The sequence below is a fragment of the Pseudoalteromonas sp. MMG012 genome (assembly GCF_018100875.1).
Lineage (GTDB): Bacteria > Pseudomonadota > Gammaproteobacteria > Enterobacterales > Alteromonadaceae > Pseudoalteromonas > Pseudoalteromonas aurantia.
On record NZ_JAGJEF010000101.1, the window covers coordinates 1 to 12,690 of the forward strand.

Annotated in this window: 15 protein-coding genes and 2 tRNA genes; 5 read left to right on the forward strand and 12 right to left on the reverse strand. The window is 39.3% G+C overall.

The window, feature by feature from the left end:
* Positions 1-302 precede the first annotated feature (302 nt).
* The 4 genes from J8L97_RS20900 to J8L97_RS20915 form a co-directional block, all read right to left on the reverse strand.
* A tRNA-Val gene (locus tag J8L97_RS20900) sits at positions 303-379 on the reverse strand.
* A 27-nt stretch (positions 380-406) separates the two neighbouring features.
* Positions 407-483, reverse strand: a tRNA-Val gene (locus J8L97_RS20905).
* Between the two features lie 114 nt (positions 484-597).
* A complete protein-coding gene (locus J8L97_RS20910) occupies positions 598-1,608 on the reverse strand; it encodes a DUF3080 family protein (RefSeq protein ID WP_211052565.1) in 1,011 nt (336 codons plus the stop codon).
* On the reverse strand, positions 1,586-2,935 hold the full coding sequence (locus J8L97_RS20915; protein ID WP_211052566.1) for an MATE family efflux transporter: 1,350 nt from the start codon (positions 2,933-2,935) through the stop codon (positions 1,586-1,588). The genes J8L97_RS20910 and J8L97_RS20915 overlap by 23 nt, the downstream gene beginning before the upstream one ends.
* 412 nt (positions 2,936-3,347) lie before the next feature.
* Here J8L97_RS20915 and J8L97_RS20920 point away from each other — a divergent pair, with 412 nt between their 5' ends.
* On the forward strand, positions 3,348-3,986 hold the full coding sequence (locus J8L97_RS20920) for a riboflavin synthase subunit alpha (RefSeq protein WP_211052567.1): 639 nt from the start codon (positions 3,348-3,350) through the stop codon (positions 3,984-3,986).
* A 26-nt stretch (positions 3,987-4,012) separates the two neighbouring features.
* Here the strand turns inward: J8L97_RS20920 and J8L97_RS20925 are convergent, their stop codons facing one another.
* Entirely contained in the window at positions 4,013-4,216 is a 204-nt protein-coding gene (locus tag J8L97_RS20925; protein ID WP_119860407.1) for a CPXCG motif-containing cysteine-rich protein, read from the reverse strand.
* Positions 4,217-4,301: 85 nt separating this feature from the next.
* Positions 4,302-5,156, reverse strand: a complete 855-nt coding sequence (locus J8L97_RS20930; RefSeq protein WP_211052568.1) for a fructosamine kinase family protein — start codon at positions 5,154-5,156, stop codon at positions 4,302-4,304.
* Positions 5,157-5,377: 221 nt separating this feature from the next.
* Here J8L97_RS20930 and J8L97_RS20935 point away from each other — a divergent pair, with 221 nt between their 5' ends.
* Positions 5,378-6,076 carry a DUF445 domain-containing protein gene (locus J8L97_RS20935; RefSeq protein WP_211052569.1) on the forward strand — a complete coding sequence of 233 codons (699 nt, stop codon included), beginning with the start codon at positions 5,378-5,380 and terminating at the stop codon, positions 6,074-6,076.
* Positions 6,077-6,145: 69 nt separating this feature from the next.
* Here J8L97_RS20935 and J8L97_RS20940 read toward each other — a convergent pair whose 3' ends face one another.
* Positions 6,146-6,502 carry a DUF3718 domain-containing protein gene (locus J8L97_RS20940; protein WP_211052571.1) on the reverse strand — a complete coding sequence of 119 codons (357 nt, stop codon included), beginning with the start codon at positions 6,500-6,502 and terminating at the stop codon, positions 6,146-6,148.
* A gap of 268 nt (positions 6,503-6,770) precedes the next feature.
* Between J8L97_RS20940 and J8L97_RS20945 the strand changes: the two genes are divergently transcribed.
* The 3 genes from J8L97_RS20945 (at position 6,771) to J8L97_RS20955 (ending at position 10,304) form a co-directional block, all read left to right on the forward strand.
* Positions 6,771-7,574, forward strand: a complete 804-nt coding sequence (locus J8L97_RS20945; RefSeq protein ID WP_211052573.1) for a hypothetical protein — start codon at positions 6,771-6,773, stop codon at positions 7,572-7,574.
* A gap of 100 nt (positions 7,575-7,674) precedes the next feature.
* Positions 7,675-9,057 carry an amidohydrolase gene (locus tag J8L97_RS20950; RefSeq protein WP_210998508.1) on the forward strand — a complete coding sequence of 461 codons (1,383 nt, stop codon included), beginning with the start codon at positions 7,675-7,677 and terminating at the stop codon, positions 9,055-9,057.
* Between the two features lie 11 nt (positions 9,058-9,068).
* Entirely contained in the window at positions 9,069-10,304 is a 1,236-nt protein-coding gene (locus J8L97_RS20955; RefSeq protein WP_211052575.1) for an amidohydrolase family protein, read from the forward strand.
* 119 nt (positions 10,305-10,423) lie between these two features.
* Here J8L97_RS20955 and J8L97_RS20960 read toward each other — a convergent pair whose 3' ends face one another.
* The 5 genes from J8L97_RS20960 to J8L97_RS20980 are packed head-to-tail and all read right to left on the reverse strand — an operon-like array spanning position 10,424 to position 12,452.
* Positions 10,424-10,753: a TusE/DsrC/DsvC family sulfur relay protein gene (locus J8L97_RS20960; RefSeq protein WP_211052576.1), complete on the reverse strand. Its 330-nt coding sequence runs from the start codon at positions 10,751-10,753 to the stop codon at positions 10,424-10,426.
* Between the two features lie 2 nt (positions 10,754-10,755).
* Positions 10,756-11,025, reverse strand: coding sequence for a hypothetical protein (locus J8L97_RS20965; protein ID WP_211052577.1), 270 nt, complete (start codon positions 11,023-11,025; stop codon positions 10,756-10,758).
* Positions 11,025-11,381 (reverse strand): sulfurtransferase complex subunit TusC, encoded by a 357-nt coding sequence (gene tusC, locus J8L97_RS20970; protein WP_211052578.1) that lies wholly within the window; start codon positions 11,379-11,381, stop codon positions 11,025-11,027. The genes J8L97_RS20965 and tusC overlap by 1 nt, the downstream gene beginning before the upstream one ends.
* Positions 11,378-11,731, reverse strand: coding sequence for a sulfurtransferase complex subunit TusD (tusD, locus tag J8L97_RS20975; protein ID WP_211052579.1), 354 nt, complete (start codon positions 11,729-11,731; stop codon positions 11,378-11,380). Before tusD ends, tusC begins: the two co-directional genes overlap by 4 nt.
* 55 nt (positions 11,732-11,786) lie before the next feature.
* Complete coding sequence (locus J8L97_RS20980; protein ID WP_192507217.1) at positions 11,787-12,452, reverse strand: Bax inhibitor-1/YccA family protein; 666 nt, start codon at positions 12,450-12,452, stop codon at positions 11,787-11,789.
* Positions 12,453-12,690: the final 238 nt, after the last annotated feature.

Consider the following 12,690-nt stretch of genomic DNA (forward strand, 5'->3'; position numbering starts at 1 on the left):
TATTAGATCACATACTTAAGCAGATTGGTATGAGACGCTAAAGAATCGGGCTTTAGCTGGATATTTCCTCTCAGAATTCAATCGTTCTTGCCCAAGTAATCTGCGAGGTTCACTGAAGTGTCGCAAACATGATTACGGTAAGTAGGGCTGTAGCAGGGACTTAATAATAATCAAATAAAAATGACACGATATGCTGAAGGGTGTTATTACTCAGAATGCTGAATTAGAATCTATTTGCAAGGGTAAATAGGGATATGGAAAAATACGGATATTTAACTTTGGAATAATTTTCAATTATTAAATGGTACAACCGAGTGGATTCGAACCACCGACCCCTACCATGTCAAGGTAGTGCTCTAACCAACTGAGCTACGGTTGTATTATACATATTCTCTTTAGAAAGAGTTGGTACGACCGAGTGGATTCGAACCACCGACCCCCACCATGTCAAGGTGGTGCTCTAACCAACTGAGCTACGGTCGTACTATAGTGTTGTTATGTAATGAATATTACGTTGCAACGGCGGCTAATATATAGCGACTCAGCGTTTTGATCAAGCGAGTTTTCCATATTTTTGTTTGTTTGCCCTTTTTTTATTCATTGAGGACGAATTTTGCACGTTTTGTAGAAAGTTTGCCACCATTTGACGTGTGATATTGCACTCGATTTTAACTGTGTAAGTAAAGACTGTGGGTTATTTTCATCAACCCATTGCACTAACTCAGGGTGATTCTGCCATAGCGCGGCCAAAAAAGGCGATACTTTTTGAAGCATACTTGTCAGTTGGGCTTGATAGCCCTGTAATTGACCTAAATAATATTTTGAAAAAATATTATTTAGGATGTGCGCTTTTTGTTTGTTTTTTCCGGATGGGCAAACTGTGTTCTCTATATCTACTGTGTGTAACCAGGCAGAGGTAGCCTGGTTCAATAAAACTTGTTGCCGCGCTGAAGTAATAACGCGCTGAACAAATGCATTTTTATGAAGTTTTTTAAGTACTGTCGTAATTTCAGTTGCCTCTAGGTTTTCTATTTTATCTTTTTGACTAAGCAGCTGCTTGAGTTGCACAAGTTGCGCGAGCGCTTCCAGTGTTTGGTTTTGTAATTCTGAGTGTCTATCGAAGGATACCTCAGTTGCAGCTAAATGGGTAAACTGCTTGAGCTCTCGTTCTGAAAAAAGCATGTGCTCGAAAAATAGGTTAAGTTGGTGTTGTTTTTCTCTTCGGGCTTCAAGTAGCTTATCCTTAATTAATGGGTTGTTTGTTTGCCCGCTATTTATACATTCATTGGCTTGTTGTACAAACTGAATACTGTATTTAAGCGCTTCACTTGGCAGTTGTACTTTACCTAATTGATTGTTTCTTTTTGCAATAGTTTGGCTGAGCCGACAATGGTTAATACTGGCCAGTTCAATAATAGAAATGCTTAGTGTTGATGTGGGTCTAGTTACGTTTGGATGATGTAATGACCGAGAGTCCGGTATGTCTGGCGTTGTGCTATTGAGTGCAGTGCTAAGTCTGTTTTGATACTCATGATAAATCTCACTGGGCTGGGGTGAGCAGCCAGTGAGAGTAAATATGCTTAAGCTAATCAGTGCTAATTTTAACAAGTCGACTCCTTACACTCAATAAGAGTAAAACTGCGGCAATACTTAAACCAACAATGATACCTATCCAGAATCCTCTGGGGCCCATCGCGGTAACTAAAAGGTCTGTTTTAGTTAATACGTAACCGAGTGTAAAACCGATAACCCAATATGATAAAAAGGTGATCGCGGCAATGGGCTGGGTATGCTTTAAACCTCGTAATACACCATTTGCTGCAACTTGCAAAGCATCAGGTAACTGATAGATGCAAGCTAAAATAATGATGCTGGAAGCAAGTAATGCAACATTCTCGTCTTTTGTGTACAGAATGACAATGGCATCTCTGGCTATGAAAGTAATAAAGGCAACAAAGAACGCAATCATTACTGCAAGTAATAAGCTGGTGTTGATGGCTGATTTAAGCTGAGTATGGGCTTGTTGGCCAGATAGATTACCAATTCGAATAGCTATGGCCATTGATAGGCTCAATGGCATCATAAATAATATAACACTGACACTTGCAGCAATTTGATGGCCAGACACCGCAGTCGCACCTAAATCAGCAATAAACAGGGGGATGCATGCAAATAACGTCACCTCAAAAAAAGTAGCTAAACAAATAGGTAAACCAAGTTTGGTTATGTAACTCAGAGTTTTAATTTTAGGGGGTTCAAATCGATGGAGCAGCCATTTTCCTTTGAGCTTTTTACTGTTGAAACTATATATGAATTGAGCCAAGGCCATCACCCAAAATACTAAGGCTGTGGCGAGACCACATCCAGCACTTCCAAGTGCTGGCATTCCTAACTTACCATAAATGAAGACATAGTTAGCCACGACATTTATGCATAAGCCAACAATGCTAATGTAAAAAGCAGGTTTCGTCAGGCCAACTCCTTCTGTGACATTCCTATAAACAGAAAATAGTAAAAACCCCAAAATGCCCCATTTTACAAAGTCGATGTAACTTTGTGCTAATGTGGTGATCTCCGTGGTTGTACCTAAATTGTCGAATACCAATGGCGTAAAGTTGGCCAATATAAAGCCAAATGTGGAAAGAATTAAGCACAAGTATATGCTTTGTTGGAAGTAGTGTTTAATGCCTTTTTGATCTTTGGCACCAAAGCAGTGTGCAACAATACTTGTTAAAGCCAGTAGAATACCTTGTAAAGAAAATACTAATGGATTCCAAAGACCTGTCGCGATTGACAGTGCAGCTAAATCATTAGTGCTCACTTGACCTGCCATTATTGTGTCAACAACCGACATTAATACCAGCATTATCTGAGCTAAAAAAACAGGGGTGGCGAGCTGGAGTAAGCGTTTAGCTTCCCAATAACTGAACTTCATAATGATACTGCATTCACAAAAATACAATATTAGCGTTAGAAAGCATGAAAAAGCCAGACAATTAGATGAATTGACTTAGAATTTTTAGATGTTCAGGGTATCGGTTTGTTTAATTTTATGGTGGCGAATTTACTTTTACGCGAAGCTTATGGTGTGTGCCGACTAAATAAAACGGAGTGGAAAAACGGGGAATTGCTGTTTAAGAAGAACTTAAAGTCCGCCGGTTAGGTTTTGTGGCTTGTTATACGTTATTTTTGGTGTGGTAATCATTTTATATACGACCGTTTCGTTTAAACTCGACTTCGACATGCCGCCATGTAATCTTGAAATATAAACATGCGCTTAAGATGCCTTTAGCCAATTGCCACAATAAGGTATCATTACTTTCTTAAACGTCTCGCTAAGGTATTCTATGTTTACAGGTATTGTGCAAACTCAAGCTACGGTTATTTCGTGTAATAAATCAGGGGGGGTTTTGAGGCTCGTACTATCAGTCTCCAGTAATTACCTTAATCACTTAGATATTGGAGCGAGTATCGCGATTAATGGCTGTTGCTTAACGGTTGTACGTTATGAGGTTAGCCCTCAAGATGTGGTAGGGCAGGTCTATTTTGACGTAATAGATGAGTCACTGAAACTGACGAATTTAGGGTTTTTAAAGCGAGGCTTAAAAGTAAATTTTGAGCGTTCATTGACCTTTGGTACTGAGCTCGGTGGTCATATTGTATCTGGTCATATCCATTGTATGGCAAAGATAAAAGCCATTGTGAAAGATCATGATAATTGTCGAGTGCAATTGAGTCTCCCAAACGAGTGGCTTAAATTTGTCTTATATAAGGGCTTTATAACCATTAATGGTGCAAGCTTGACGGTAGGTGAAGTGAATGCCACTGGCTTTTGGTTGCATTTAATTCCGGAGACATTGAGCATTACTAATTTGGGGCGTGCAGTTGAAGGTGACTTCTTGAATATAGAAGTCGACCAACAAACTTATACGATTGTTAATACAGTCGAAAATTATTTACGTAAAAGCACGCAAATTGCGCAGTAGAGCCGCAGTATTCCTTCTGCCTCATGTTAGAATATTTGTTCATCATCACTATCAACATGTAATTCAAGTTTATTAAAAGCTCGATCAATATGCATATTTAAATGGATCGGGTTGCAACAAGCTGCACAGTCTTCATAAAAATCTTGATCACCTTCACTGGTATCAAGGCTAACAAAGATATGATGGCCGCAATGTGGGCAACTAATACGTTGGTCATAAACAGTTTTCATTTGGCTCTCCATTAGGTCTTATTAACCTAATTATTGCGCTAATTTAAATATAGCAGCTAATGCCAATATGACAGCTTTATTGCTGTTATTTTAATATGTCGTGGATGTGCTGTTTAGCTTGATGCAGGTAGCTACCGGCAAACAAGTTGGCTTTGAGTAAGATAGGGTATAATTGATAAATTTCTTTACGGCGGTTATCGTCAGAAAGTTTGTTTTGAAATGCATAGTAGCCTTGATAGAACTCATCAGGCAGGGCGGAGCACAGCTCTGCCATAGCTAAATCTACCTCGCTGTCTCCATAGTAGCACGCTGGATTAAATAAGCAGGGTTTACCATGACTAAATGCAATGTTGTTGTGTGACAGCTGGCCATGAATGAGAGATGGCGTGATGTGATGAGGCAATAAGGTTTTGATGGTCGCAACAAATTCATCAATATTAACAAGCGTGATACCTTTTTCAGCCAGGAGTTGCAGTTGCCAACCAATTCGATCTTCTGCAAAAAAAGTTTCCCATTTTTTATGCCATTGATTAGGTTGAAGTACTTGTTGAATGTAATTATCTTGTTCTAAGCCAAACATTTTTTGTTCATGACGCTGATGCATTTTTGCAAGTAACGCACCGCATTCGTGCCAGTTATCCATGTTATCACTGGTATCTAACCACTCTAATACGATAAAACTAAAATCTAAGCTGGTACCTATGGTAATGGGATCACAGATAAGAAAATCACTATCCCGAGTCATAAGTTCGAGTGCGCTGGCTTCTGATTCAAATCGCTCTAAAGCTGTCAGTCGATCAACTTTCACTAAAAAGGTATGTTTGTCATTTGAAATTCTGTACAGCTTTTCGGCGCTGGGAGACGCAAGTAGTGCCTTATGCGTAAATTCAAATGATGTATGAAGTGCGTCAGAGATTTGTTGATTAACCATATTCCACATTTGAGATATTACCTGAAAACGACAACTGGTTAACTCAAACTATGGTTGAAAACGAAAAGAACTCAAATGAATAGAGCACTTTTTTCATAACTACCACCAATTAGGGAATCAACTTACACGATAATGGGTCAATAACTGCAAAAAACTAAAAATAAGATGAGGCGTATATTTTTTTTTGACAAATGTATAGAATGCCGCGGTAATAAATATAAGGTGCACAAATGAATAAAAGCTTAATAACAAATATCGTTGCGGCAATATGTGTTGCTCTCGGATACCTTACTGGCCACTCAATCGTGTTTACTATCGGTATTTTTGCGCTTTCAGGGGCTATTACCAACTTACTTGCTATTCATATGCTATTTGAAAAAGTGCCTTTGCTTTATGGATCTGGCGTTATAACGTTGAAGTTTAAAGAATTTAAACAGTCAATTAGACGTTTGATCCTCGAAGAGTTTTTTGATAAAGAGAAAGTATCCAATGTTTTGCAGAATCAACAGGATAACATTGATCTTGAGCCTGTTATTAAGAAGGTCGATTTGGACCCTGCTTTTGACACCTTAATAACTGTAATTGAGTCGTCTCAGTTTGGTCCAATGCTCACGATGTTCGGGGGAAGTGAAGCGCTACAGCCAATGCGCAGTACATTTGTTGAAAAAATGAAAGAAACATTGGTAGAAATAACGGAAGAACCGCAATTTAAATCGTTACTTGTCACTGAATTACTGGGCGGAAATACGACATCAGTACACGATACCATTGAACAAGCAGTCGATGAGCGTTTAGATGAGCTGACACCCACAATGGTAAAAGACATTATTCAAAATATGATTAAAACGCACTTAGGGTGGTTGGTCGTATGGGGTGGTGTTTTTGGTGGTCTATTTGGTTTAGTTGCGGCAATCATTAATATCTCTTAGTCAGTAAAAAATAGAAAAATTAATGCGTGAAACATCCGTTAAACGCATTAATTTATGTTTGTGATCCATCTATTTCGAACCAGATATAACAAGTGTTGTTTGTGTGTTGTTAATTGATGCAGATAAATCTCTGATATGTGTACTGGTTGTCATGTCAATATTTAGAAAATTAGCTGAGTTTTCTAGGTTGTAAAGTGTCGCAAAAGTATCAATAGACATGTTGTTACAAGCTAAACGGTTAGTGAGGACCGGGCGGCTAATGTTATGCTCTCGAACTTCTTTGCGTAACGTTAATTTATGATTTGATGCAACAGCCATACACAATTGTGTTGCAGGTGTATTGTCAGCGGCAATAAATTCATGTGCTAGAGATGAAGACGATGCCAATAAGATTGCTGCGCTGCTTAGTACTGTTATTACATTCATGGGTGTGCTCCATTTGATTTTGGTCTGTAGACACCACTAAGTATTGCGGGTTTAAAAATGAATGCTGTAAAGCAATTTCGTCAGAGTGTAACTAAGTGTGTTAGTGTGAATGGTAGCTTATAAGGAATTGTTTTTAAGGAGAAAAATTGCGCAGTCATTGACACATTTTTCCATTTTTTTTTCAAAAAAAACATGTTTACACTTTGTTATCAGTAATTTTTCTTTACGCTAGCAGTTCTTTAAAATTTAAAACTAATTATGTAAATTTATGTCAAAAAACTTCGAAGCTTTATCAAAATATTACCAAAATGGGTTAGCAAAATCGGTTGAGTTTAACCAGTGTTGTTATTATTGCGGCTGTGAGGCGACGCACGTTGACTATTGCCCTCCATTGCAGCACTGCGAGCTCGTCATTGAGTTTTCAGAAACCGCTGACTTTATTACTGTGCCCAGTTGTTATGAATGCCATGGCTTACTACTGGGTCAAAGGTTGCTCACACTGAATGAACGAATCAAAGTACTTAAAAGTAGCTTAGCGAAAAAGTATGCTCAGGCAGTACGCGTTTATAATGTGTGGGAACACGATGAACTCGCGCAGATGAGTCCTGAGTTTCATACCAGTATTGAGGCCGGTATGCGTTTGGGCAAAGAAACGCAAATACGGCTAGATTTCCCAAGTTATATATTGGAGATATCAGGTGCTGAAGTGAAAGTGCCAACAGCTAAAGTGGAGTTTTGTGTTGGTGAACAATATTTTGATGATTTTAAAAGTGCATTAGCGTTTTGCTATGCGAATTACACGTTACAAAAAAGCCAATTTTATGATTTGTTGGTGGGCGAATGTGCAGGTGATTTTAATAAAGCCATTAGTAAATATATGCATAGGCATAAGAAACCAGCTAAAACAGCACAGACGTCAGATCTAATTAAACAGTTTGCGAAAGAGCATAAACAAAACTCAGATTTTGTTGCAAGAGCGAGCGAACAGTTGCTAAAACGACATGCTGAACTTGACCTAGAGGGTGCACTTGCTAAGTTATATGAAGACTATATAGCACCAAAGCGTAATTAAAATCGATAAAACTCATCGTGAATTATTGCGTTTCAAGGTATTTAAATCGCCTTTTCACGATGAATTAGTTACAGTGAAAAAAACAGAAGAGATGACAACAATGCAAAAATTTGCTCCCTCCGTATTAGTGTTAGCACTTGGTGCTGCGCTGGCGGGCTGTCAAGACCAAGGCCCGCAAAAAGACCACGTTAAAATAAACAAGAACCCATATCCAAGTACTTATGCTGTCTCTGACAGCAGTTCGACTTTGATCACGAATGCGACGGTACTCACCGGTACAGGTGAAAGATTAGATGCAGCTGATGTTTACATTGTTGATGGTAAAATTAGCCAAGTAGGCAAAGACCTAAATGTTAGCGCTGATAATACTGTTGATGCGCAAGGTAAGTGGGTTACGCCTGGCATCATTGACGTTCATTCTCATTTAGGCGCATATCCTAGTCCATCTGTTGAATCTCACCAAGATGGCAATGAGATGACTAGCCCAAATACTGCAGAGGTATGGGTTGAGCATTCGGTTTGGCCTCAAGATCCGGGCTTTAATCGAGCGCGAGAAGGCGGGATCACCACATTACAAATTTTACCTGGTTCAGCGAATTTATTCGGTGGGCGAGGTGTTACATTGAAAAATGTTCCTGCACACACAATGCAAGGAATGAAATTTCCAGACGCACCCTACGGTTTAAAAATGGCGTGTGGTGAAAATCCAAAACGTGTATATGGCTCAAATAAGATAGCGCCGCAAACACGTATGGGTAACATGGCTGGGTATCGTCAAGCTTGGATTGAAGCAACAGAATACAAATTAGCGTGGGAGCAGTACGATGCAGCCCATGCAGCAGGGTTAAACCCTGATGCGCCTAAGCGAGACATTAAATATGATACATTGCGCGGCGTTTTAGACGGCGAAGTTATGATACATAACCATTGCTATAAAGCTGAAGAAATGGCCATGATGATCGACTTAGGTAAAGAGTTTAATTATCATGCTGGTACGTTCCACCATGGTATAGAAGCTTATAAAGTTGCTGATTTATTAGCCGATAACGGCAATTGTGCGGCACTTTGGCCAGATTGGTGGGGCTTCAAAATGGAAGCTTATGATATGGTGCAAGAAAATGTTGCGATCGTAGATGCGGTGAAAAACTCTTGCGCCGTTGTGCACTCTGATTCAGATACTACGATTCAACGTCTAAATCATGAGGCTTCGAAGGTTATGCACACAGCTAATCGTAAAGGCTTTGACTTGAAAGAGCAGGATGCAATTAAGTGGATCACTTACAATGCGGCCAAATCGCTTGGTGTTGAAAAAGAAACTGGGTCATTGAGCCAAGGTAAGCAAGCAGATGTGGTTATTTGGGATAAAAACCCGTTTAGTGTATATGCAAAAGCAGAGACTGTTTATGTTGACGGCGCGAAGGTTTATGATCGAAATGATGATAAATATCAGGCGGTTAGTGATTTCATGCTTGGTCAGAGATAGGAGTGCACACCATGACAAAATTTAAATTATCGCTAATTACCGGTGCCTTACTTGCTAGCTCTTCAGCATTTGCACAGGTTACTGCAATTACCAATGCCACAGTGCATACATCAACAGAGCAGGGTATTTTAAAAGATGCTACTGTGGTGATTGAAGGTGGTAAAATTACCGCAATTAATCCTAGTAATGTTAATGCTGATATCACAATTGATGCGAATGATCGAATCCTAACACCAGGTTTTATTGGGTCTATGAATCAGTTGGGGTTAGTTGAAGTTGGTGCAGTTGCGGGCTCTCGTGATGCAGGAGATGACAAAGCGGGAGTTGACTTCGATACCAGCAGCGCATTTAATCCTCGCTCATCATTAATCCCTTATGCACGTAAAGGGGGAGTTACGCAAAACGTCGCTGTGCCATACGGCGGGGACAGCATTTTTGCAGGGCTAGGCTTTGTTGCTGATTTAAGTGGTGAATTTGACAGTGTAACAGACAAGCATACTGCGCTCGTGGTGCATTTGGGGGCCAAAAGTAAAGGCTCACGCGCTCTATCATATAAGCAATTAGTTGATAAGCTTGAAGAGCGTCAGCAAGCCTTGGCTAAAAAAGATGACAAGAAAGATAAAGATAAGAAGCCTTCGCTAGAGGAGACAGTATTAACGCAAGTTCTGAATGGCCAAATGCCATTGGTAGCACATTTAACTCGCGCTTCAGATATTCTTGAAATCCTTAAAATCAAAGAACAATTTGGTATTAATTTGATCATATGGGGTGCAGACGATGCGCAGCTAGTGAAATCTCAATTGGCAAAAGCGAAAGTACCTGTGATCATTAGTGCCGTTTCGAACCTTCCGACTAGCTTTGATTCGCTTCATGCGAGCTTAGAAACGGCCGGAGCGCTTGAAAAAGCAGGGGTGAAGGTTATTTTATCAATCGGTGGTGACGGTAGCCATAATGTGTATCAATTGCGCTTTGATGCTGGTATTGCGGTGTCTAATGGCATGAGCCATGAAGGGGCGATTAAAGCGCTGACAGCCAATGTAGCAGAAAGTTTTGGTATTGAAGGCGGTAAAATAGCAAAAGGTGAAAGAGCTGATTTAGTACTTTGGAGTGCAGATCCATTTGAGATCAGTACTCATGTACAAAAGATGTGGATCAATGGTATCGAAGTCACGACAGACTCTCGCCATGACAAATTAAGAGACCGCTATACAACTGAGTCTAAATTACCGAGAGCTTACACTAAGTAAGTTTTAAGTATGACAGGTCTAAAGGTGGGCTTGTTAGTGAATAAAAAGGCGCTATTTAGCGCCTTTTTTTACGAATTAATTCACACAATAAACAAGTGGAAATGGTGTAGAGTTTGAGTTTATATGCAACGGGCAGGTTTAGGTAATCCAGCAATTTTAGTTGCTTGTTTAGCAGGCCCTTTTGGAAATAGCTTATATAAATACATACTATTCCCCTTGTCTTCACCGAGTGCTTTAGCCATAGCTTTGACCAGCATTCTAATCGCTGGACTCGTACTATACTCTTCATAAAAACCACGCACAAAGTGAATGACTTCCCAGTGTGCGTCACTTAATTCAATATTTTCTTTTTCTGCAATGATAGGCGCTAATTCAGGTGACCATTGAGTATGGTCAATCAAATAGCCCTGTTTATCAGTATCAATTGTTTGATGATTAATTTCTAGCATAGTTACCAAGTAATCGTTTTCTTTGCGCTATCGATGAGTTGAACCCATTCAATATCGCTAATAGCTGAGAAGGGAGCTTGCAATTCAACACCTCTTGTAGAAAGGCATTGAGACAATATATAACCATTATCGGTTAAGTTCTTAAAACTGGTTTGATCATAACATGCATCAGCAATTAATAGGATCCTATCGGTGTCACTGAGTAGAATAGAAATAGTATGTGTGTTGTAGTGACTCAACGGTCTAGAGAAAATGTGAATGGTATTTATCATTATAGTGTTACCACCTGATCTTGTTGGCTCAAGAGTTGGCGCTGCTGTGTTTGATTGATTACGGTCACATCAATACTTAATTGGTCGGGGTCTAGGTTAAATTGCTTTAGAGCGATTTCACATACATATATATTTTCTACATCATATATTTCAAGCGTTTTAATTGATTTAAAGAAATCTTTAATACCAAGTTGTTGAGGCGACTGTTTAGGTTTTAAGGCCATGACGGCCGAGCCTTGGAATAACCAACTCACATTTTGGTCTATTGCGGCAAAAATCAAGGTCATATCTAACGCATCACGTATATGCATACCATCAAATGGACTGTGATCACTAATAATCATTATATTCTTCATTTGAATTGTATCCATTTGTCTGATGTTGCGCTGAGCATGGCAAACTCTGCAAGACCTGCAACTTTAAATATACCTGTATTTGTAGTATCAATACCGCGCTTTTCAGCTGCGGTTACACAAAGCATGAGTGTGATACCTCTATCTGCTAATGCTTGCCAAATAGCCGCAATATCTAATTCATCACTGGCTAGCTCAACATACTGCGACGCATGATAGACACCATCTTGATACAAAAAGATGCACGGAATATGATGGCCGTCGTCTAGTGCTGCATGTGCAAAGCGGGATAAGTTATTCAGAGTTGCGTGATCAGATACGCTTGAATGCAAAGAAAGTACAAATTTACTCAAAGCTAGCCCATAAAAAAAGCCCCAATATGGGGCTTAGTTTACCAGAACAAACTGGTTAGTCATCATTTGCACCTAAAAGTGCAAGTAATGACGTGAATAAGTTATAGATATTTAGGTATAGACTAACAGTTGCCATAACATAATTAGTCTCACCACCATTTACGATACGGCTTGTATCATAAAGGATTAAACCAGACATCAATAATACCACCGCGGCATTGATAGCCATGAATGCGATGCTGCTACCGATGAAAATATTAACAATGCTAGAAATAATAACGACAATTAAGCCGACGGTTAAAAATCCACCCATGAATGAGAAGTCTTTCTTGGTTGTTAAAGCGTAAGCAGATAAGCCAAAAAAGATGAGAGCTGTGGAGCCGAGAGCCTGCATTATTAACAGTGTACCGTTGGGCATTGCAGCATAATGATTAAGTAATGGTCCTAAACCGAAACCCATAATACCTGTAAATAAGAATACTAAACTTATCGCAGAAGATGAGTTCGCTTTTTTCTGGATCAGAAATATAAGACCAAAGCCAATCAATGAACAAACAATACCTGTAAAACGAGGTAGAGCCATCGTCATTGAAATAGCAGCAGTGACTGCGCTAAAAGCAAGCGTCATAGCTAATAGAAAGTACGTGTTTTTAAGTACCTTATTAGTTTCGATTGTCGACATAGCTGGTTGAGCTGTGCCATATGAGTGATTAAACGCCATGTTAAACTCCTTAAGTGAAACAATGTTCCGATAATTAAACTGTATTAAGATTACCAAGAGTTATATGGTTGGGCAAACTTTGTCGATCAAATAGAGTCTGTAAAAATCAAAAAGTTCCAATTATTTGTGGCTGTTGCCGTATGTTTATACAAATGTACTGTTTTTTAATCAGTTGAGCGGTTTTTTTAAAAAAAAGCTTCACATTCTCCAAGGGATTCACTAATATTCGCCCCGCTGC

What these genes read in the sequence shown, in the direction of transcription:
- J8L97_RS20920 (WP_211052567.1), top strand. Translation starts at nt 3,348, where the DNA reads ATGTTTACAGGTATTGTGCAAACTCAAGCTACGGTTATTTCGTGTAAT.
- J8L97_RS20935 (WP_211052569.1), top strand. Translation starts at nt 5,378, where the DNA reads ATGAATAAAAGCTTAATAACAAATATCGTTGCGGCAATATGTGTTGCT.
- tusC (WP_211052578.1), bottom strand. Translation starts at nt 11,381, where the DNA reads ATGAAGAATATAATGATTATTAGTGATCACAGTCCATTTGATGGTATG.
- J8L97_RS20925 (WP_119860407.1), bottom strand. Translation starts at nt 4,216, where the DNA reads ATGAAAACTGTTTATGACCAACGTATTAGTTGCCCACATTGCGGCCAT.
- J8L97_RS20930 (WP_211052568.1), bottom strand. Translation starts at nt 5,156, where the DNA reads ATGTGGAATATGGTTAATCAACAAATCTCTGACGCACTTCATACATCA.
- J8L97_RS20980 (WP_192507217.1), bottom strand. Translation starts at nt 12,452, where the DNA reads ATGGCGTTTAATCACTCATATGGCACAGCTCAACCAGCTATGTCGACA.
- J8L97_RS20915 (WP_211052566.1), bottom strand. Translation starts at nt 2,935, where the DNA reads ATGAAGTTCAGTTATTGGGAAGCTAAACGCTTACTCCAGCTCGCCACC.
- J8L97_RS20950 (WP_210998508.1), top strand. Translation starts at nt 7,675, where the DNA reads ATGCAAAAATTTGCTCCCTCCGTATTAGTGTTAGCACTTGGTGCTGCG.
- J8L97_RS20955 (WP_211052575.1), top strand. Translation starts at nt 9,069, where the DNA reads ATGACAAAATTTAAATTATCGCTAATTACCGGTGCCTTACTTGCTAGC.
- J8L97_RS20940 (WP_211052571.1), bottom strand. Translation starts at nt 6,502, where the DNA reads ATGAATGTAATAACAGTACTAAGCAGCGCAGCAATCTTATTGGCATCG.
- J8L97_RS20960 (WP_211052576.1), bottom strand. Translation starts at nt 10,753, where the DNA reads ATGCTAGAAATTAATCATCAAACAATTGATACTGATAAACAGGGCTAT.
- J8L97_RS20945 (WP_211052573.1), top strand. Translation starts at nt 6,771, where the DNA reads ATGTCAAAAAACTTCGAAGCTTTATCAAAATATTACCAAAATGGGTTA.
- J8L97_RS20965 (WP_211052577.1), bottom strand. Translation starts at nt 11,025, where the DNA reads ATGATAAATACCATTCACATTTTCTCTAGACCGTTGAGTCACTACAAC.